Here is a 20,798-nt window from a genome sequence, read left to right on the forward strand (position 1 = left end):
ATACCTCCTTGGTTCTATTTTGGTTCTATTGAAGATATTTGATTCGTAGGAAATTATACCGTATTTGAGCCTCGTTTCATCAATAAATACTGTATATAGACAAATTTTTTCATTTGACCCAGTCTGAAAGCGAAACCCAACAACTGCGATTATTCATGTCCCACATTTTCATCAAATTTTATTTCAGTACTTGCCCCCACTCGCTATCATAAGTACCTTGTTTTGCATGACGATGAAAGCTGGAATATGGCAAGTTCCTGGGTGTTTTTACCAATCTGTGCTTAACTGGATTGAAATATTTTGTGTTCACGCTTGCATCGTCTGCTGAAATAACTCTTGATCAATCACTATCGCATTGAGAAAGCATTGTCGTTTCCAGGTTTTAATTATCAAAATACAGTATGTCGAGTATGTGATAAATATTTATTATTCCTTTGGGGGGCCTTCTTCAATTGGCAACTCAGGGTGTCTTGACCATTCATTCCATGAACCGAAATAAACTCTCAGATTTTTAAAACCGGGTTCCTTCAAAGCGATGTGGGTGTTTGAAGCCCTGGACCCTTTAAAGCAATAAATGATAATATTGTCGTCAGCAAAAATATCCTTTTTTGTGCAAAGCTTTTGTATTTCCTCTTTTTGAATGGTTCGGTATCCCTGATATCTATAAGGACAACAGGTTCTTTCGAAACAAGTTCATTTACTTCATAAGGCGTGTACAATATTTTCTGGCCCATTATTTAATCCTCTCCATGCGCCAAATTTCATAATTAAAAAAGATAGAATCAAATGTATGTTTTTGGCGTTTGTTTCATATCTTATAATTATCAAAATATTTACAATAATGCAACGATATATTCCAGGTAACCGTTTCGTAACCTTGATGTTCAATATATCGTATCAATATTATTATTGATAAACAAAACGAATCGCCATTTTTGCAGATTTATATTGCAGATTTATCGAAAAATGGGTTAATAAGAGTACCAAGTTAAGGAGATAACGTGTGGATTATAAAACATCTTCTTGAATAACTGACTGAAAAATGAGACCAGCAATTATCTATAGACCCATAGGCATTATTCATTCTCCCTTTAAAGAACCACATGGTGCTCCAATACAGTCCGCCGGTGCTACGGATAGTGAGGGAACTATTGAGATATTTCCTGAATATACTGAAGGGCTCACAGACCTGGAAGGGTTTTCGCATATTATCCTGCTCTATCATTTTCATTTATCTAAAAAAGGATTTTCCCTGAAGGTGAAGCCTTATCTCGATGAGCAGTTACGCGGAGTATTTGCTACGCGTGCTCCGGCACGTCCGAATGCCATTGGTATGTCGATCGTGCGTCTCGTCAGGGTCGAAGGAGAGAAACTATTCATCCGGGATGTAGATATCCTGAATGGAACACCTCTCCTCGACATCAAGCCCTATGTACCTGAATTTGATTCACGTAATGCCGGTAAGATTGGTTGGCTTTCCGGTAAGACCGAAAAACTTTCAGAAACAAGAGGTGATGGCAGGTTTTATAACAGAAATAACGTTTTTGACCTTTTCACAGATAAATATGATGCATGGTACGACTCAGAAGAAGGTCGCCTGCTTTATGAGAGCGAGATTACATGCATCAGACCGGTGGTTGAAAGCTCTCCGAAACCCATCCTTGAGATCGGTGTTGGCACGGGAAGATTTGCCATGCATTTCCCCGATGTTATTGGAATTGACCCGTCTCTTAATGCACTCAAAATGGCTGGAAAAAGAGGGGTGAAAATTGTGCATGGTGATGGAGAGCATCTTCCCTTTAAAGATAAAACATTCGACTGCATCCTTATTATCATGACCCTGTGTTTTGTCGAAAACCCCCTCGATGTATTAAAAGAGGCGGGAAGGGTATTGAACAAAAATGGAAGCATTCTCCTGGACATTGTCCCGAAGGATTCTCCGTGGGGTATATTTTACGAGGAAAAGAAGAAGGCCGGCCATCCCTTTTACAGCAACGCAAGGTTTTACACATTGAAGGATGTAGAAAATATGCTGCAAATAGCAGGGCTGAAAATATCCAGGATCAGGAGCACCCTGCTGCAAAGGCCTGATGCACCGCGCAGAGTTGAGGAACCAGTTGAAGGATATGTCAAGGATGCAGGATTTCTCTGTATAGAAGCAAAGCCAGTCAATTGAGGCATGAAATTTCAAACCATGAAAATGCAAGTTTTAACGTCAACTCTATCAGGGCCAGGTCAGGAATCGTTCCTGACTGGTTGGTGACAGAGTTACCTGATGTGCTCTGTCTCATAGGGCTCCGTTTATCTTCCGATATCCTTTCCGGAGGGCTTTAAAGATGGTGTGAAGGATCATGGAGCAAAGGTAGTTGAGGTTCGAGTGCCCTCAGGAATTTCAAAAATTGGGCGTGCGTCATGTCGACTCCTGCCGTTGCACAAAGGATGGGGCAATGGCAATTGTTTAAAAGAGAATATCAAGAAAATTACATCGATGTAGGTGTAGGAAAGATAAAAGAGTAGGAGCGAAGGGTCACCCAAACCTCACGTACGGTTTGACGAGAAGATGCTGGAAATAGGGTATGGTTGAGATGGTGTGACACTCTCAAAGGAAACGGAGAGAAACCGGGAATACAAACCTCAGCCTGTAGCCACTACGCCAGTATTTTACTCTACAATATTGATATTTTCTCTCGCATCAGTATAATAGTCTTTGCCTGTTTTTTAACGGTGCATCGTCAAGAGAGAACATATCATGGCAAGACCTTTACGTATAGAGTATCCTGGCGCATTTTATCATGTCATTAGTCGGGGAAATGCTGAAGAAATTCTCTTTACCGACGGACGTGACAGAGATAAATTCCTGGAATATCTTGTAAAATGTGTAGAACGATTCACTACAAAAATCCACACCTATTGTCTCATGTCCAACCACTACCATGTATTGGTTGAAACCCCACAGGCCAATTTAAGCAGAGCAATTCAGTGGCTTAATGTCTGCTATTCAGTGTATTTCAATAGAAGACATCGCAGAAGAGGACATCTCTTCCAGGGCAGATTTAAGGCCATTCTCATCGATGCAAACGAGTATCTTGTCCTCCTGTCTCGCTACATTCACCTTAATCCCGTTCGTGCAAAAATGGTAAAACATCCCATGGAGTATCCGTGGAGCAGTTACCCTGCGTTTGCAGGAAAAAGGCGAAAACCTGATTGGCTGAATACAGAAACAGTATTGTCCTATTTTGGGAAAGAGAAAAAGGAAGCTGTCGTAAGCCATAGGAGTTATGTTGAGAAAAGTATGATAGAACCTATTGAAAATCCAAGCAAGAACTTGGTTGGAGAGGTAATCCTGGGTGGGACAGATTTTGTGAACTGGGTAAAGGGTACATTTCTTTCAACAAGGAATACCGAGAGAGAAATTCCCCAACTCAGGAAATTAAAGCCAAGGATATCCCTTGGAGCCATTCTTCGACGTGTATGTGATGAATTTGGCTGTAGTGAAGAACAGATACAGAGGAAAGGCGGTAAGGACAACAAAGTGAGGGCGATTGCGATGTATCTTGCCAGAGACCTGAGTGGAATGTCATGCAAGGAGCTTGGCGAATTTTTCGGTGGGATAACAGGTGCAGCAATTACCATGAAATATAAGCAAATGAATGCCGAATTGACGCAGCATAAAAAATTGCATAAAAAAACAATGCAGATCAAGAATGATTTATTATTTAAGATGTGACCCCAAGTACATAGTTTATGCGGAAGCTCTATAGCTTTTTAAGAATATGAATGTAGAATTTGTTTTGTATTAATTCTCCCCTTTTTTAAGGATACAAATGACTCGCGATAAATTTATCTCTTATTTCTTTATAGCCCTATTGGTTTCAGTAGTCGGCATGGTGATTTATATTTTTTCGCCCTTTTTCAAGGCTATTTTCTGGTCTGCCATTCTGGCTTTTGCTTTTTATCCCGTCTACGCGCAGTTGAACAGGCTTTTGAAAAACGAGACTGTGTCCGCGCTTTTGATGACTGCCTTGATTTTCCTTCTCGTGATTCCCCCGGTTATTTATTTAGTTGTCAATTTGTCCGCTCAAGCCATTGACCTTTATCAGCTCGCGACAGATTATGTCCGCGAAGGACGTTTGGAATCCTTCATTGATCACGTACGTTCCTTTCATGTGGTGCAAAATATCGAAGATCGCCTGATTCAATGGGAACCGCTCAAGCAAAATTTGAATGAGTGGATGCTCTCTTCAGCGCGGGCCGTTGGCAACTACACCGCCGCGCAGGCAGGAACAATTACAAAGAATGTGTTTTTTGTGATTTTGAATGCCCTGATGATGTTCTTTCTGGTTTTTGTTTTTCTAAAGAATGGCAATGCTATTTACAGTTTCATTTATGAAATTGCGCCTCTGGAAGAAAAACACAAATGCCTCGTTTTTCAAAGAATCAGCGAGACCTTCTCGGCGGTCATCCGCGGCCAGCTCTTGACCAGCCTCGCGCAAGCCACGGTGGCAGGCATTATTTACTGGGCGATCGGCCTGCCGCTCCCGTTATTTTTTGCGACGCTCACCTTTATTACCTCGATGATTCCCATGGTCGGCACTACCGCCGTTTGGCTGCCGCTAGTGATTTATCTGGCTGTCACGCATCAATACATGAGAGCAGGTCTTCTAGCCGTCCTCGGATTTTTTGTCATCGGCCTGATTGATAACTTCATCAAACCGGCACTGATCGGAAAAAAGACACACCTTCCCTACTTCCTGCTCTTTTTTGGAATTTTAGGAGGGATCACACTTTTCGGGCTGATGGGAATTTTCTTGGCGCCGGTCCTGCTCTCGCTTTTCTTCGCGCTGATTGCGATCTACCGTGAAAAGAGTTGGTAGTTTTAATAAAAAATAATTACCTATTTTTTGTAAAAAGCAGGCATGTCAGAAGTTTCTTTTTTACAAATGGAAAAGACAAGTGCTTAACAAGGCACTCGTGCAGACAGGCTATTACCTGCAGCACAGTTCAATTGATTTTCATCTATAAAAAGAAAGTTCATTTGTGAAGCTGTTTTGCTATATAATTATATATAAAAGTAATGATTTATATTCTCGACTTTAGTGTCTATTCAGGGTGATCTCTGAGTACCAAGCCTCAACCTTTCCGTGAGTTCGGTCTGCGTTGGTCTGAAATCCGACATAAAAAATTTTAGGTGGTTCTTCTCCAAACTCCCTGACATAGTCTTCGGAGTGGTTTACCTTGTAACTCAGCCACTTTCCTGCATCTTTTTCTCCGCTCTGGACTACTCTAAACCTTGCCCTATCCTCACAGGGACTTTTGTAACGCTCTCCTACTTGTACATTATTTCCATATGCGTAAACTAAGACCTTGTATTTACCAAATAGCAGATGAAAAAATGACTTGCAGTAAACTATACATACGGCAGCAGGGTAATCATCACCGCCAACCTCTTTTTCTCTGCTTTCCGGCAGGATGTTGGATATCTTCCAGTTCCAGTTCAAAAAGGGATATTCCTTCGGGTTCAGGCGTACTGACTTAAAGAGGATCGTGCCATTATCGTTGGCATTTACATAAAGCATTTTTTACCTTCCATTTCCACTATCCTGGGCATAATCCTGTTCTTAATCTCTCTGCAAATACCCTTATGGGTTTTCCAACCTATTGGCTCACCCTTAGTCAGCTCTTTTTCGGTGAAAGTTGTTACTGGAAAAGAATCTTGCGCTGGCATTTCAGAAGCAGCGGCACAAGAGCAGAAAAAGAATATTGTCATGATAATTACGCTTCTCACGAAAATCTTAGTATAATTAATTAAGTCTGAATATAAATCTATTCCTACAAAATAACTCATCTGTGCTCCCTCCTGTTTATTGTTAACAAATATTCCACAACTTTCTGTTAACTTTTGAAGAAGCCTTTTATATATTTATCACCTGTTAGAAGGTTCTGGTCAAGCAAAAAAATCTCTTTGGAGTAAAAAAATCGAAGATTTTTCCTATCATCAACGTTCGAATGAAAGTAAATAGATAGAAAGAGGATCAGCATCTGTAGGATGGGTTAAGCGGAGCAACCCATCATTTCATTTTTTGTTTGTTGATACACTTTGTTTAGCATACAATATTTTAGTAATAAATCGCAGGGAATATAAATGGATATGGTACCATAAGTGCTAACTTAGAATGAAGAATTAATTTAACGTGTATTGAATAACGAATATCGAACAAGAAATTTCGAATTATGAGGTTTTCTTAATAAAAAAGGTTTTGACACTGAACTGTGAACCTTACCATCATCTACCCTTCGGCATTCATTATGCCTTGCCCCTTGTTAAATATTATACATTTGTGAATATTACCGGGAAATGGAGCCATGTACGATCTGACAAATTTTACCATCCAGGACATGACCCAATGCGGAGATGCACTGGAGCACCTTGGGTATAAAGCAAAAGGTGTAGAGGAACTGGCTGATTCGGTGGTTCATTATTTTTACGACCACCTTATTGACAGGCGGACAGGTGAAAAGTCCTCTGCACTGGTACGCTTTTTTATGACATATCCATACGAAAGTCTTGACGAAGAATTGCGTCAGATAGCCAGCAAGATGCAAGGAGGACAATCTTTGGAGAAGACCACAAGTTGCCTGGTACTCCTGGCAACGGTGGGAGTGCAACCAGACTGGAATTCAAGAAAGCTTTCCAAAGGACACCGGGTTATTACCCTGGTAGATAAGCAAACGGTGGATCAACATCCGATGATCGCCCAATTGGTTTATCAGTTAGGCATAGATATCGACAAGGTGCTGCATCCTCGTCCTACTCTTGAGACTGAGCTGGAAAGTAAGATTTTTAATGTGTTTCACGTGCCCGATGCCCTGGGAAGTCCCCATATTCCAGCTCAGGATGAATTTGTGATCCCTTTTGGAATTAAATCGGCATTGGGGTTTGGAAGTATGTTGCCTACGGGGAATTTATTTACGGTAGTTCTATTTTCGAAAACGAGGGTTCCGCGGAATACGGCAGAGATGTTCAAATATCTCGCCCTGAATACAAGGATGGCCGTATTGCCCTTTGTATCAAAAAAAATCTACGTAAACGAGAAGAACGTGCTTGACGAAACCGAGAGACTCAGGTCGATCATTGCCACACAAACAAGTTTGTTGAGTGTATACAAGAAAACCGCTGTTAATCAATCCAGGCGCCTGGAGGGTATTTCGTTGAAATTTACGTTGTCTCTGGCGAAATTTACCAAAAAAGCCTGGCTCTACATTTCTTTGATAACCGCTTCGTCATTCTTTTTATACATTTTTTATGCGACACATGTCGAATTTATGTTGCACGTGGCTGCAATACCCCTTGAAATATTACTGGGCGCGTTATTGATAGAAAGGCTTTTAGAAAGAAAAGAGAAGGCAGAAAAATTTAATCAATTGATGTACATAAAGAGTTACCTGTATCGATCAGAGATGCGTAACCTTTTTATCACCAATTTCAGTTCATTAAAATTCCCGGTAATTACCATGTCAAAAATCAAAAATGCAAGTTTAGAAGAATTAAGGCAAATGCGTAGCGATGCGGATCACCTGGAATATTTTTCGTTGGATGCAATGGAATTGGTGATTGGGGAGTATGTTTCAGCCTATCATGTATTTCATGACTTCATGGACCGGGCGAGCACGTATGGCATGGATACCCTTTTTCAGGACATGATTTATACCTTACATTTCATTCAGGATGTTAAATTGTTTAAGCAGGCGAACCCTGATAAGCCTTTCATTTATGAAGCACAGGAACATCCTTTTTTAATGGAAAAAGTAAGAAAGGTTTTAGGGGACGGTACCCAGAAATTTCTGGATTATATGATTGAGCTAAAAGAAAAAAAACCAGACCTGTTCTACGACCTCTTAACCGACTACGAATTATCGTCGCGCAGAATAACCCGATAATGCACGAACGAATGAAAATATTGGTGCTACTATACAGTAACACGCTTCCATCTCCCTTTTTTATACATGATATAGATGGCAATGGCACGGATAATCCAGTCAACTGCCGCACCAAACCATATCCCTGCCAGTCCCCATTTGAGCGTAATGCCAAAGAGATAGGCCAGGGGGACGTGGAGACACAAAGTGCCTGCGATGGTAACAATCATAGGACTTATAGTATCGCCGGCACCACGGAGACCACCGGCATAAACCATATATACGGCTAAAGCTGGTTGCTCAATGGCTGCGACCATTACGCAAGCTGCAGAAAGAGAAAGTACGCTGGACTCTGGCTTGAAAATCATGGCCATTTGGCTGGGAAATACCAGGAAGATTACGGCAAAGAAACCCATTAAGCCAAGGGCAAAATAGCAACTGCGTTTCATGCTGAGGAGTGCCAGGTCAACATTCCTTGCACCGAGACTTTGTCCTACCAAAGTAGCTGTTGATACCGCCAGTGCAAACCCCGGCATGAAAGAGATCGATTCAATCCGAACGGCAATTTGATGCGCAGCTAGTGGTACGGTTCCGAGAATCGTTACAATTTTGGTGAAGAACAAGAACCCCATCTGTGTTAAGAAGGCATCAATGGCTGCAGGGATGGAGATACGGAATATCCTTTGTAAGGATTCGATATGTATCCGAACTAAATGATGTATACGGATCTGTAAGATACACTTCCCTGCAAAGAGTTTTGTTATTAGTAAGCATGTTCCGATAGTATACGCAAGAGCTGTGGCCCACGCCACTCCGGAAACACCCAATTTGGGAAAAGGTCCTATGCCAAAGATTAATAACCAGTTAAACAGGATATTGATGCAATTGATAGTGAGTGTTACCTTCATCGGTGTCCTCGTATCACCTGCTCCACGCAGGACACCGCTGCATGCAAGGATAACGAGGCGAAATACCAGGAACCCCCCAACAATCTGGAGATAATCCGTACCGAGATCTGCGACATGGGGTTCTGCACTCATCAGGAGTAAAATTTTATTTGCAAAAAATATCAAAAAAGGTGTAACCACCAGCCCCATTATGAGTGACATGAGGATTGCCTGTGCTCCAACTATCTGAGCTCGATCCTTTTCATTTGCACCGACATGCCTTGCAACAATACTGGCCGAACCAACATTGAGAGAGGAGAAGACCATGGAGATAATAAAAAAGAGAGTGCCTGCCAGACCTACAGCAGCAATGGCATTTGTTCCCAGGCGTCCCACCATGATCGTATCCGAGACAAAGACGCTCATATGCAGGATATTTTCAATAGCTACCGGGATGCACAGTTTGAAAATGTTTTTATTAAGATTTTTTTCTGTGAGGTCGAGCGGATGCATGGAAATTGAAATTATTGGTTCCTTTGCAAGCGTAACGCTGTAGCAAACATTGTAAAACTTTTTGCAAATTTTACCCCTCTTAGATTCTCCCCTTGCGAAGGGGGAAAAGAGAGGGGTTACACCTTCGCTGCGTTACGGTATTATAAATATAAAAATAAAAAATCAAAATGCAAAATGGCGGGTCAAAATAGAAAGATAAGCCCAGAAAACAACATTATTGCAATATTCTTGAAATAATCAGGTGTGAATGAGTTAACCAAAGGGATACTTCCGGTAATTGTGTGAAGGAAGTGTAACCACAGGCTTTAATCTGTGAACGTACAGCAGGCAAAGTTTCGTTTTCCGAAATGCTCAGTTTTTCCAAGGTATTGCATGATTGAGTCTGATCTTTTGACCATATTTAGAACATAGGTAACATCTTGGGAACCACGATAATGCCTTTTTCAGTAATTGTAAACTGCCCGGCATCTTCTTCCGGATTATATCCGATTTGTTTTCCATCCGGGACTATTACAAATTTATCAATGATGGTATTTCGAATTTTGACGTTTTTACCGATCCTCACTCCCTCCATGATAATTGAATCGTAGATTTCGGAATGATTTTCAATCCTCACATTTGGTGAAATAACTGATCTCTCCACATGGGCGCCACTAATAATACAACCATTGGAAACCAGAGAATTCATGACCGTACCGCATCTTCCACCAGGAAATAATTCTGAAAACACGGTCTTTGCAGGTGGAAACTGTTTATGATACGTACGAATTGGCCAGGACTTGTCGTACAGATTAAAGATAGGTTCTATCTGGATAAGGTCCATATTCGCATCCCAGTATGCATCAAGCGTCCCTATGTCTCTCCAATACTTAACGGCCTTATTGTTTTTATCATTAAATATATATGCAAACAAACGGCCTTCATGAATCATCGTCGGAATAATGTTCTTCCCGAAATCATGGATGGTATCTTTTTTGGCATCTTCAATTACCCGTTTTACCAATACTTCCGTATTGAACAGATAAATTCCCATAGACACCAGCGCTATGTTTGGATTTGAGGGCATTGATTGTGGATGTGCTGGTTTTTCCACAAAGTCCACAATTTTTTGATCGTTATTTATACTTACGATCCCAAAACGATTCGCCTCGTTTAATGGCACTTCAATACAGGGCACCGTGACGTCTGCTTTCTTCGATTCGTGAAATTCTATCAATTCACGGTAATCCATTTTATAAATATGGTCACCTGCTAAGATCAAAACCTTTTCTGGTCGTTCTCTTTCCAACACATAGATATTTTGATATACGGCATCAGCTGTTCCCTGATACCACAAATCACTTGTTCTCTTTTGTGGTGGTATACCTTCTATAAACTCTTCTAATTCATAATTATTTATATTCCACCCAATTCTTAGATGTCTATCCAGGGAATAGGATTTGTACTGTGTCAATACGCAAATCTTCTTCAAACCAGAGTTAAGACAGTTACTTAAGGGAAAATCAATAATACGATAAATACCACCGAAAGGAACCGCAGGTTTTGCTCTGTCTCTCGTCAGAGGATAGAGTCGTTCACCCTGCCCGCCAGCCAGTAACATCACAAGTACTTTTCTGGACATTTCATGAATAAAAAGATTGGACATAATGAAAAATAATTATGTGATGTTCATTGTCATAAGGAATTCGGCATTGGTCTTTGTCTTTGCCAGCCTGTTTTTAAGTAATTCCATGGCTTCTATGGGATTCATTTCATTGAGTACCTTTCGAAGCATCCACATGCGTTTAATCTCTTCTGCATTTACAATTAACTCTTCTTTCCGTGTACCGGAATGAGTAATGTCAATGGCCGGGAATAGTCTGCGATCTGCTAATTTTCTGTCCAGATGGAGTTCCATGTTGCCTGTGCCTTTAAACTCCTCAAAGATAACTTCGTCCATCCTGCTTCCGGTATCAATCAATGCTGTTGCAATGATCGTAAGACTGCCACCTTCTTCAATATTTCTTGCTGCGCCAAAAAACCTCTTCGGTTTTTGGAGTGCACTGGCATCCACACCACCGGAAAGGATCTTTCCGCTGTGAGGAACTTCGGTGTTGTATGCCCTTGCCAATCTGGTAATGGAATCGAGTAAAACGACGACGTCTCTGCCGTATTCTACCATTCGCTTGGCTTTTTCAATCACCATTTCAGCAACCTGAATATGTCTGCTTGCAGGTTCGTCAAAGGTTGAGCCAATGACTTCAGCTTCAACCGATCGATCCATATCGGTTACCTCTTCGGGCCTTTCGTCAATCAAAAGGATAATCAAATATACTTCGGGATGGTTCTTGGTAATGCTGTTGGCGATTTTTTGTAACAGCACGGTTTTACCCGTTCGCGGGGGTGCTACGATTAAACCCCTTTGACCTTTTCCAATAGGGGTAACAAGGTCCATAATCCTTGTTTCAAGTTCTGTTGAGCTTTTCTCTAAAAAGAGTCTTTCGTGGGGATGTAAAGGTGTCAGGTCATCAAAGACAATCTTTTCGCCCATAATCTCCGGATTTTCAAAATTAATAGCCTCTACCCGCAGTAAGGCAAAATACCTTTCCGTATCCTTTGGGGGCCTGATTTGCCCGGATACTACAGCGCCTGTCCTGATGCCAAACCGACGGATCTGAGAAGGAGAGATGTAGATGTCATCCGGACAAGGTAAGTAATTGTAATCCGGTGACCGTAAGAAGCCAAATCCTTCAGGAAGTACCTCTACAACACCTTCTCCGTACATAAGCCCATTCTGATTGACTCTTTCTTTCAGAATTTTGAAAATCAGATCTTGTTTCTTCATTCCGGTATATTCTTTAATACCTTCTCTTTTTGCGGTTTCCTGCAATTCCTTAATGGTCATTTTTTGCAATTCTGTAATATGCATCTCGCCACGTTTGATTTCCTCGTATTTTTCATTTGTTTCCTGATCAACAACCACAGGTTCTTTTTTACTGTTTGTTACTGCCATAAATTTTTCCTCCTAGAATTTTAGAATTAATTTTTTTCTATGTAAAGTTGCCAGAATTCTTTTATCTGTCTGAAAGTGTTATCTTCCGTAAAATTATTGTCAACGATATAATCTGCTTTTTTTCTCTTATCTTCCAAAGTCATTTGGAAACGCTCCCTTCTTTCCAGTTCACCATCCTGCCAATGCCTGCAGATTTTGCTTCGGCTTACTCTGTGATCTTTTCCTGTGTTTACAAAGATAATAAGATCACATATCAATGAAAGATCGGATTCCTCCAATAGCGCTGCATCGATTACCATGGCTTTCCGACGTCCCCGTTTTTCTATTTCGGCGACCCTGGATCGTATCTGTTCGATGACAATGGGGTGTAAGATGTTGCAGAGGTCGTCTAAAAAGGTCTTGTCTTGAAACACAATCTCCGAAAGCCGGGAACGATCGATCTTGCCATAGTTGTCTTGTATAGTGATTCCGAAACTTTTGATGATTTTATCTTTCACCTCTTTTACAAGGAAAAGCCTATGGCATATCTCGTCGGCATCGATAATCTCCGCTCCCAATGAGGCAAGCATACGGGCTACCGTACTTTTTCCGCTTGATATGCCGCCTGTTATGCCGATGATCTTTGGTTTCGTGCTCACTCTGCTTCCATCCAGTTTTTCCCAATCTTCATGTTCACCCTGATCGGAACGTTCAGGGTAACCGCATGACCCATTTCCGCCTGTACCATGGAACGTGTAGGTTCTAAGGTGTTTTCCTTTACCTCAAAGAGCAATTCATCGTGTATTTGAAGCAACATCTTTGCCTCGTAGTCAGTATTTTTCAACCGTGCGTGGATCTTATTCATTGCAATCTTTATCAAATCAGCTGCAGAACCCTGAATAATCGTATTGACTGCGATGCGTTCCGACAGGTTTCTACGTTTTTTGTCTGTGGAATGAAGATCAGGTATAGGCCGTTTTCTGTTTAACAGTGTTTTTACGTAACCACATGCCCTCGCTTCTTCTATGACATTGTCTCTAAATCTTTTTACACCCTGATATAAACCAAAATAGGCATTAATGAACTCCCGTGCCTCTTCCAGAGATAGTCCAGTATCTCTGGAAAGCCCAAATTCACTCAGTCCGTAAACTATTCCAAAATTGACCGCCTTTGCATTTCGTCTCATTTCCGGAGTTACGTGTTCTATGGGAACACCATAAATAGAAGAAGCAACAGCCGAATGGATGTCTTTGTCCTGATGGAATGCTGTCGTCAAAGCCGCATCTTTGGAAAAATGTGCAAGGATGCGTAACTCGATTTGTGAATAATCTGCCGATAAAAATACCGTGTCCTTCCGGGAAGGGATAAATGCACGTCGGATTTGTTTTCCAGCATCTGTCCGAATCGGAATATTTTGAAGATTTGGTTCGCTGCTACTGAGACGTCCCGTAGCTGTTACTGTCTGATTAAATGAGGTATGCACGCGACCTGTATTTGGGTTTATCATACCTGGCAAGGCATCGACGTACGTATTCTTTAATTTTGTAAGCTGCCGGTATTCAAGTACTAACCTGGGCAGGGTGTGCTGCCAGGCAAGGGTTGTCAGCACATTTGCATCTGTTGATAACCCTGTCTTAGTACGTCTTAACTGTGGCAATTCGAGTTTTTCAAAGAGGATCTCACTCAGCTGCCTGGGTGAACTGATATTGAACTCATGCCCGGCTAAAGCATAGATTTCCTTTTCAAGTTGCTGTAATCTCCCGGTCAAATTGCAGGACATCTCCTTTAAAACAGAGGTATCCAGACATATCCCATTCCATTCCATTTCAGCCAAAACGTAAATTAAGGGGATCTCTACCTTATGGAGTAAAAGCAACAGTTCTTCTTCTCTGAGACGGGGTTCCATGACACTGGCTAAACGAAATGTGATATCAGCATCCTGACAAGCGTATTGACAGACCTTAGCGACATCTATCCGATCCATTGTAATTTGTTCTCTTCCGGATCCTATCAACTCTGATATGGTTATTGTTTTATACGATAGATATTCAAAGGCGATATCGTCCAGGTTATGGTTTCTTTTTATTGGATTAAGGAGATAGGAAGCAATCATGGTATCAAATACAATTCCCTGTAAGAGAATGGTATTATTTCTCAGTACGAGGAGGTCGTATTTAATATTTTGTCCAATTTTCTTGACGTTTTCATCTTCTAAAATGAGTCGAATTTTTGATAATACTATATCTTTATCTAAACATTCTGTTCCTTCCGGTGCCATCAAAGGTATGTAATACGCTTCTCTTTCCTGCCAGGAAAAAGAAATACCTACGATCTTTGCTTTGAGGGGTTCGGTGCCGGTTGTTTCTAAATCTAAGGCAAATACCTTTTGTTCCTTTAGTTGGTCAAAGAATTCATGAAATTTTTCGAGTGTATTTATAAGGTGGTATCGGGTTTCTTCGTTCTTCGCCGTTGCGACCATATCCGTAAGAAGGGTATTAAATCCTAATTTTCTGAAGAGTTTTTTTAATTCTGTACTTTTGGTATCATTTAACTTGCAGGCATTCATATCAAACGGTATAGGGATGTCACTATAAAGCTTCAGGAGTTTCTCAGAAAGCCTGGCCTGGTCTGCAAATACTCTTAAATTTTCTTGCCTCTTCTTTCCTGTAATGTTATTGATATTGGCAAGAACGGATTGCAGCGAGCCCCATTTCTGGATAAGTTCCAGCGCTGTCTTGTCACCGATACCAGGCACCCCAGGTACATTGTCTGAGGCATCTCCTGAGAGGGCAAGGACGTCTACTACCTGCTCTGGCCGTATGCCTTTTTCTTTGAGAAGGACGTCCTGATCAATCATCAAACCTTTCTTTGTATTCAATATTTTTACGCGTGGACTTAATAATTGTTCCATGTCTTTATCTGAGGTTACTATAACAATTTCGACAGGTTTGTCGGATAGTAATTTTACCAGGGTACTGATTACATCATCTGCTTCATATCCTTTGGCTGCATAAACGGGAATGTTATGTGCCCTGACAATTTTATAAATCAGTGGAATTTGTACCTGTAATTCATCGGGTGTCGGCTTACGGTTTGCCTTATACTCACGGTAACTATGATGCCTGTGGGTAATCCATTTCGTATCAAAAGCAACAACTACGTATTCAGGATGATGCTCCCTGATCAGCCTCTGCAGCATCCTCGTGAATCCGTATACTGCATTTGCTGGTTTTCCTTCGGGCGTTGTAAGTCTTGCCGTGATGGCATAAAAAGCCTGGTAACAGTGTGAATGACCATCGATGATAAAGAATCGCTCTGACATTCTCGGTTAGCGATGTAAAGCCTTGCGTACCATCAAACCAGTGATTTGCTCAGGAGCATCTGTAACAGAGACAGGCAATTGTTAGGCAAGACAGGTTGCGGAGAAATACCGTAAAATTTATTTATAATTGTTCTTAAAACTGTAGAAAATCAAAATATTATAACTCTGCAATAAAGATACTGAAACTATTATTTAAAGATGTTGGAAAATACCAGAACAAACTTAGGAAAGATTAGCTTACCGCTATGCTAACTTTAGGCTGGAAAACCTATCATTAACCAAAAAATTATTATGGATAATTTTCATAAATAGTAACATCATTGAAAATTATTGTCAAGTTAAATAATAAATTTTATCTTATATATTTTAGTCCCAAACCCACAGGATTTCACCCGATTTATATCGAGATTCAGAATACGTAATATATTTCAGATATTCCTTGAAAATATTTGCGTGAGGTGTTATCCTTTGTCTTTTTATGAAGATCCTTTTTAATCTTTGAAGAACGAAAATTGTCTCAAGCCTTCATCTTGAACAGTTCATTCCGAATATACTCGAAACGGGTGGCGGTGTAGCTCAGTTGGTAGAGCAGCGGACTCATAAGCCGCGCGTCGGGGGTTCAACTCCCTCCACCGCTACCAAAATCTGATACTCCCGGAGCCTTTTCCTGAGCAGATGCAATGACATAGGTATATTCCCAATCTCATGGTCATAAATTCTCACATCCTTTTTGCCAGTATTTCTGCTTGCCCATAAACGAGGATAGACATCGATTCGGTTCTGAAAAAGACTCCTAAACAGGGCTACCTTCTCGTCGTACCAGAGGTCTTAGAGATACTTTCAAATGCGGACTATAAAATTTCACAAGCAATTTGCATTGATTATACTAATTTATTCTCATATAATCATTTATAATCGGTAAACAATTAGTGGTATGGTTTATATTTTCCTTAGTAAAAAAATCTTTTCCCCGGTTTCATGAGAACAAGTTTTCGTAAGTTTTTATATTATCCTTTAAAACTAACTTAAGTTCGCTTTACTTCATCCCTCGTTCGCATGGGTATAAAGAGAGGGGTAATTTGGTTGCGGCGTAGCTGCGCTAAGAATTTTGCTAAACATAGCATAAAAGGAGGATTACTTTGAAGAAGATCGTAGCTATACTTATCATCGCTCTGTTTTGTGTTGCGCAAGCGGCTTGGGCGAATCCTTCAAGCCCCCGCGTTCGACTGGAAACCAATAAAGGTGCCATTATCCTGGAACTTGATTCAAAAGCTGCTCCGAAAACGGTTGAAAATTTTCTCTGCTATGTCAAGGATGGATTTTATAATGGTACCATCTTTCATCGGGTGATAAAAGGGTTTATGATACAGGGTGGAGGCTTAACTGATGATATGCGGGAGAGACCTACAGGGTCCCCGATCGCAAATGAGGCTGACAATGGACTCAAAAACCGGCGCGGTACAGTGGCTATGGCACGCACCATGGATCCCCACTCCGCCACTGTCCAATTCTTTATCAACACCGTGGATAATGCTTTCCTTGACCATAAAGGGAAAACCACCAATGGCTGGGGCTATTGCGTATTTGGTAAAGTTGTAGAGGGTATGAATGTGGTGGATACGATTGAAAACCTGCCTACCACAACCAAGTCAGGATTTCAGGATGTTCCTACTTCTCCTGTCGTCATTGAAAAGGCAATGACGCAGGAATAAGTTTGCGAAAATGGGAGTATCTCTGTAAGAAGTAATAAAATTTGTATGAAGGCAACCGATAATCAAGATGTGAAAGAAATTGATGAAGCCAATTGGGTAAAATGTACTGCGATGATTAAAGGGAATATAATGAACGACTTAAATAATCTGACATATACACGTCATCACAAGAAATGCAATTCTCCCAATCACTTCGAGCTGACATCTTCATAATGCAAACCTTCTTTTATCGCTTATTCATATGAAGGGATTAATCGGTTTTATCCTAATAATTATTATTTTTTTGCTTCTTTTGCTGTTGGCTTTTGGGTTGCTTAGAGTGGCACTGATAACCTTACCAGCTTGTGGTGTAGCAATATGTGTAATGCTTTTGACCCTCTATTTATTTCGTGCCGTCAAAATCCATCGTCTGAACTCTCACGGAACTTTAGCAAAGGTAGTGATAGTTCAGTTTGACGGACAGAAATTGAATTGGGATCTGGAAGAATCTCAAATTGAATTATATGCAAAAACAAAATTGGCGACGTTCTTAAGTATTATCTTAGGGATAACATCTATCTGGTCAATCCTGAGTATAATTTATAAAAAAGGTGCCTTTAATGGTCTAACGGGGTTTTCTTCCGATGTTAATCTGGCAATAGGATATATTATATCAGGAGTTGTCCTCATTGTAACAATATTCAAAGCAAAGCCTGGAGAAACCCTCAAAGATGCAATATGGGAGCGGGCTAGTCATTTGGTTCGTCAGACAAACACTCAGCTTGAAAGAATCAAGGAGTTATGCTCATTGGAAACTTCGATCAAATCGATTGCCTATCAATTGAAAGTCTCTTTTCCAATAGATTTTAAAACAGAAATTCAGGAGTTTGTCAATACTCATAAAAACGAACTTTTATCTGATACTTCCGCAGTGAATAATTTGATTATAGAAAATATTAAACGAGCCGAAGAAGACAGAATATATTTAGAAAAAGCAAACAATCATTATCGCGCTGCAATGAAACTATACACAGTTGTAGCTATTGAAGTAAACTGGACTGGCAGCATGCCACTTATAAAGGAAATGGAATATGATTATGAAGGTTTAACTTCTGAAAATCTAAAATCCCTTTTATGGAATAGAAAATGGGATGATTTTCATGATATAGTAAACGAAATTATGAGGGATCTTCAGCGACTGAGAGAACTGGCCATAAAATATCAGGAGGAGGGGTATAAAGAAGGGGCAAATGGTTATAAGAAAGAGACGGACGAAGAGAAAGCATACCGTATTATGGAAATTTCACCTGCCGCATCAGATGAACAAATTAAAAAGGCTTATAGGGAGTTGGTACTTAACTATCACCCTGACAATGCAGAACAAACCACTCTTGGCATAAAAAAATTGGCGGAAGAACGCTTCAAGGAGATTAACTGGGCATATGATTTCTTGAAAGGAATTCGAAACTTCTGTTAAGGAATGAAATACATGGATGATAAGAAATCTATAATTAATTTAACGAATACGGATAATACTCCCGCAAGCTTTCAGCAAAAAAATTGGGTCAAAAAACTTGTGGCGGCTTCAGGAAAACCGGTAGTGCCGCGAACATCGGGAAAGATTGTGTATCTTCTCGTGGATTGCTCAGGAAGCATGGCAGAAGGTAACAAAATAGCGCAGGCAAAAAAGGGTGCCATCGGCTTTGCCAAAGAAGCGCAAAGGATGGAATACTCTGTGGGTCTCATCCAATTTGCATCGCATGCTGAATCCGTACTTGAACCACAGAATGAACTTACAAGTCTTAATATCAAAGTTGAAAAACTATCAGCCAATGGTTCAACGAACATGGCGGCTGCTATCCAAATAGCAGGAGATAAACTTTTAGAGAAGGCTGGTGAGAAAGTAATTTGTGTTGTGACAGATGGAATGCCAGACGATAAAAAAGCCACCCTTGAAGCCGCGAATGAAATAAGAATGCAGGGAGTCGAAATTATGACCATTGGAACTGACGGTGCTGATAAAGAGTTCCTCGAAGAACTTGCGACACGAAAAGAACTTTCACTGAAGGTCCTAAGAGACCAACTTGAGCGGGGCATTGTTTCAATGGCGAAGATGTTGCCTCAAAAAATGGATAGCCAAAAACTATAGTAAGCTTTTTAAGAAGCCCGGTTGAGAAATTATTGCTTATTGAAGTGTAACTCGTTATTATTAGTTTGTCGAAGGAACATTCGTGATTATAATAATTCCAAAATCCCCATTTTTAAAATGGGGATTTTGGTTTATTTTTTTCGTATTTATAAACACAGGAGAAGGATTTACCCATGGGTTTAAATTGTGGCATTGTTGGATTACCGAACGTCGGAAAATCCACGATCTTTAATGCATTGACCTCTGCCAAGGCTGCCTCGGCAAATTATCCCTTTTGTACCATTGATCCCAATGTGGGTGTGGTTGCCGTACCGGATAGGCGTCTGGATAAGATAGCAGAAATAATTACTACTGAAAAAATTGTACCCACAACCGTTGAATTTGTAGATATCGCGGGGTTGGTGAAGGGTGCCAGTCAGGGAGAGGGTTTGGGAAATCAATTTTTGGGGCACATTAAGAATGTTAATGCCATTTTGCATGTGGTGCGTTGTTTTGAAAAAAGTGATATCATTCACGTAGAAGGTGGGATACACCCAATCCGTGATATCGAGATTATCAATACGGAATTAATCCTTGCAGATATGGATACGGTAGAAAAAAGGCTATTAAAGAACGAGAGACTTTTGAAAACCGGTGATAAAAATATTATTGCTGCCGTTGGCGTACTAAAAAAAGTCAGGGATGGCCTCAATGGTAATAAACCTGTCAGGTTATTATCTTTATCGGATGAGGAGAGAAAGCTCATCGAGGATATGCATTTAATGACTGAAAAGCCGGTATTATATGTTGTTAATGTCTTTGATTTTGAAAAAGATAAGCAATACATTGAAGAAGTCGGTAATTATGCAAAACAGGAAAATTCAAAATGCGTGGTCATTTCAGGGGACATCGAATCAGAGATAGCACAGATGGAATCAACTGAAAGAAAGACGTATTATGAGGAGATGGGGATAAAAGAGTCTGGACTGGAAAAGTTGATTCGAGAAACGTATCATCTATTAGGTCTTATTACCTATTTCACCGCAGGTCCAAAAGAAGTAAAGGCATGGACGATTACACAGGGAACGAAGGCGCCGCAGGCCGCGGGGGTGATTCATTCTGATTTTGAGCGAGGATTTATCTGCGCTGAAACATACAACTATAATGATCTTATTGCGATGGGTTCCGAACACAAGGTAAAAGAAAAAGGACTTTTAAGACGTGAGGGAAAGGAATACGTTGTGAAGGATGGGGATATTATGCATTTCAGATTTAATGTGTGAGAATTTCTGTAAGTCATTAGTCTGCATGCGTTACAACTCGTTTGTATGTGTGCAAGTCGTACCTGAGTCGTACCTGGTTAAATCGC

The 20,798-nt window shown here is 40.6% G+C and carries 14 protein-coding genes, 1 tRNA gene and 2 pseudogenes; 9 read left to right on the forward strand and 8 right to left on the reverse strand.

Annotated features, from left to right (window positions below; all coding sequences use genetic code 11):
* Positions 1 to 426: 426 nt before the first annotated feature.
* Positions 427 to 642, reverse strand: a complete 216-nt coding sequence (locus E3K36_11145; protein ID MCF6155783.1) for a hypothetical protein — start codon at positions 640 to 642, stop codon at positions 427 to 429.
* A gap of 400 nt (positions 643 to 1,042) precedes the next feature.
* On the opposite strand from E3K36_11145, the pseudogene tsaA reads away from it, so the two are divergent.
* The 3 genes and pseudogenes from tsaA to E3K36_11160 all read left to right on the forward strand — a co-directional run bounded on the left by tsaA (position 1,043) and on the right by E3K36_11160 (position 4,874).
* Positions 1,043 to 1,525, forward strand: a pseudogene (gene tsaA, locus E3K36_11150) (tRNA (N6-threonylcarbamoyladenosine(37)-N6)-methyltransferase TrmO).
* 1,224 nt (positions 1,526 to 2,749) lie between these two features.
* Positions 2,750 to 3,727 carry a hypothetical protein gene (locus E3K36_11155; protein MCF6155784.1) on the forward strand — a complete coding sequence of 326 codons (978 nt, stop codon included), beginning with the start codon at positions 2,750 to 2,752 and terminating at the stop codon, positions 3,725 to 3,727.
* A gap of 97 nt (positions 3,728 to 3,824) precedes the next feature.
* Complete coding sequence (locus E3K36_11160) at positions 3,825 to 4,874, forward strand: AI-2E family transporter (protein MCF6155785.1); 1,050 nt, start codon at positions 3,825 to 3,827, stop codon at positions 4,872 to 4,874.
* A gap of 219 nt (positions 4,875 to 5,093) precedes the next feature.
* Here the strand turns inward: E3K36_11160 and E3K36_11165 are convergent, their stop codons facing one another.
* Both E3K36_11165 and E3K36_11170 read right to left on the reverse strand, forming a co-directional pair.
* Positions 5,094 to 5,576, reverse strand: coding sequence for a DUF3047 domain-containing protein (locus tag E3K36_11165; GenBank protein ID MCF6155786.1), 483 nt, complete (start codon positions 5,574 to 5,576; stop codon positions 5,094 to 5,096).
* Positions 5,564 to 5,845, reverse strand: coding sequence for a hypothetical protein (locus E3K36_11170; protein MCF6155787.1), 282 nt, complete (start codon positions 5,843 to 5,845; stop codon positions 5,564 to 5,566). The genes E3K36_11165 and E3K36_11170 overlap by 13 nt, the downstream gene beginning before the upstream one ends.
* Positions 5,846 to 6,363: 518 nt before the next feature.
* Here E3K36_11170 and E3K36_11175 point away from each other — a divergent pair.
* A pseudogene (locus E3K36_11175) lies at positions 6,364 to 7,083 on the forward strand (hypothetical protein).
* Positions 7,084 to 7,967: 884 nt separating this feature from the next.
* On the opposite strand, the gene E3K36_11180 reads toward E3K36_11175, so the two are convergent.
* The 5 genes from E3K36_11180 to polA all read right to left on the reverse strand — a co-directional run bounded on the left by E3K36_11180 (position 7,968) and on the right by polA (position 15,610).
* Positions 7,968 to 9,317, reverse strand: a complete 1,350-nt coding sequence (locus E3K36_11180) for an MATE family efflux transporter (protein ID MCF6155788.1) — start codon at positions 9,315 to 9,317, stop codon at positions 7,968 to 7,970.
* Positions 9,318 to 9,717: 400 nt separating this feature from the next.
* The gene (gene glgC, locus E3K36_11185; protein MCF6155789.1) at positions 9,718 to 10,938 is read right to left on the reverse strand and encodes a glucose-1-phosphate adenylyltransferase; all 1,221 of its coding nucleotides are present in this window, start codon (positions 10,936 to 10,938) and stop codon (positions 9,718 to 9,720) included.
* Between the two features lie 36 nt (positions 10,939 to 10,974).
* Positions 10,975 to 12,309 carry a transcription termination factor Rho gene (gene rho, locus E3K36_11190; GenBank protein MCF6155790.1) on the reverse strand — a complete coding sequence of 445 codons (1,335 nt, stop codon included), beginning with the start codon at positions 12,307 to 12,309 and terminating at the stop codon, positions 10,975 to 10,977.
* A gap of 26 nt (positions 12,310 to 12,335) precedes the next feature.
* Entirely contained in the window at positions 12,336 to 12,962 is a 627-nt protein-coding gene (locus E3K36_11195; GenBank protein ID MCF6155791.1) for a dephospho-CoA kinase, read from the reverse strand.
* Positions 12,944 to 15,610 (reverse strand): DNA polymerase I, encoded by a 2,667-nt coding sequence (polA, locus tag E3K36_11200; GenBank protein ID MCF6155792.1) that lies wholly within the window; start codon positions 15,608 to 15,610, stop codon positions 12,944 to 12,946. Before polA ends, E3K36_11195 begins: the two co-directional genes overlap by 19 nt.
* Positions 15,611 to 16,175: 565 nt before the next feature.
* On the opposite strand from polA, the gene E3K36_11205 reads away from it, so the two are divergent.
* The 5 genes from E3K36_11205 to ychF all read left to right on the forward strand — a co-directional run bounded on the left by E3K36_11205 (position 16,176) and on the right by ychF (position 20,712).
* A tRNA-Met gene (locus tag E3K36_11205) sits at positions 16,176 to 16,251 on the forward strand.
* Between the two features lie 498 nt (positions 16,252 to 16,749).
* The gene (locus E3K36_11210; protein ID MCF6155793.1) at positions 16,750 to 17,322 is read left to right on the forward strand and encodes a peptidyl-prolyl cis-trans isomerase; all 573 of its coding nucleotides are present in this window, start codon (positions 16,750 to 16,752) and stop codon (positions 17,320 to 17,322) included.
* A 241-nt stretch (positions 17,323 to 17,563) separates the two neighbouring features.
* Positions 17,564 to 18,778, forward strand: coding sequence for a J domain-containing protein (locus E3K36_11215; protein ID MCF6155794.1), 1,215 nt, complete (start codon positions 17,564 to 17,566; stop codon positions 18,776 to 18,778).
* 3 nt (positions 18,779 to 18,781) lie between these two features.
* Positions 18,782 to 19,450 (forward strand): VWA domain-containing protein, encoded by a 669-nt coding sequence (locus E3K36_11220; GenBank protein ID MCF6155795.1) that lies wholly within the window; start codon positions 18,782 to 18,784, stop codon positions 19,448 to 19,450.
* 173 nt (positions 19,451 to 19,623) lie between these two features.
* Complete coding sequence (gene ychF / locus E3K36_11225) at positions 19,624 to 20,712, forward strand: redox-regulated ATPase YchF (protein MCF6155796.1); 1,089 nt, start codon at positions 19,624 to 19,626, stop codon at positions 20,710 to 20,712.
* The last annotated feature ends 86 nt before the right edge of the window (positions 20,713 to 20,798 follow it).

The sequence above is a fragment of the Candidatus Brocadia sp. genome (assembly GCA_021646415.1).
Classification (GTDB): Bacteria; Planctomycetota; Brocadiia; order Brocadiales; family Brocadiaceae; genus Brocadia.

Coding starts and splice junctions, on each gene's coding strand:
- polA (MCF6155792.1), bottom strand. CDS start 15,610: ATGTCAGAGCGATTCTTTATCATCGATGGTCATTCACACTGTTACCAG.
- E3K36_11160 (MCF6155785.1), top strand. CDS start 3,825: ATGACTCGCGATAAATTTATCTCTTATTTCTTTATAGCCCTATTGGTT.
- E3K36_11220 (MCF6155795.1), top strand. CDS start 18,782: ATGAAATACATGGATGATAAGAAATCTATAATTAATTTAACGAATACG.
- rho (MCF6155790.1), bottom strand. CDS start 12,309: ATGGCAGTAACAAACAGTAAAAAAGAACCTGTGGTTGTTGATCAGGAA.
- ychF (MCF6155796.1), top strand. CDS start 19,624: ATGGGTTTAAATTGTGGCATTGTTGGATTACCGAACGTCGGAAAATCC.
- E3K36_11170 (MCF6155787.1), bottom strand. CDS start 5,845: ATGAGTTATTTTGTAGGAATAGATTTATATTCAGACTTAATTAATTAT.
- E3K36_11180 (MCF6155788.1), bottom strand. CDS start 9,317: ATGCATCCGCTCGACCTCACAGAAAAAAATCTTAATAAAAACATTTTC.
- E3K36_11215 (MCF6155794.1), top strand. CDS start 17,564: ATGAAGGGATTAATCGGTTTTATCCTAATAATTATTATTTTTTTGCTT.
- E3K36_11165 (MCF6155786.1), bottom strand. CDS start 5,576: ATGCTTTATGTAAATGCCAACGATAATGGCACGATCCTCTTTAAGTCA.
- E3K36_11155 (MCF6155784.1), top strand. CDS start 2,750: ATGGCAAGACCTTTACGTATAGAGTATCCTGGCGCATTTTATCATGTC.
- glgC (MCF6155789.1), bottom strand. CDS start 10,938: ATGTCCAGAAAAGTACTTGTGATGTTACTGGCTGGCGGGCAGGGTGAA.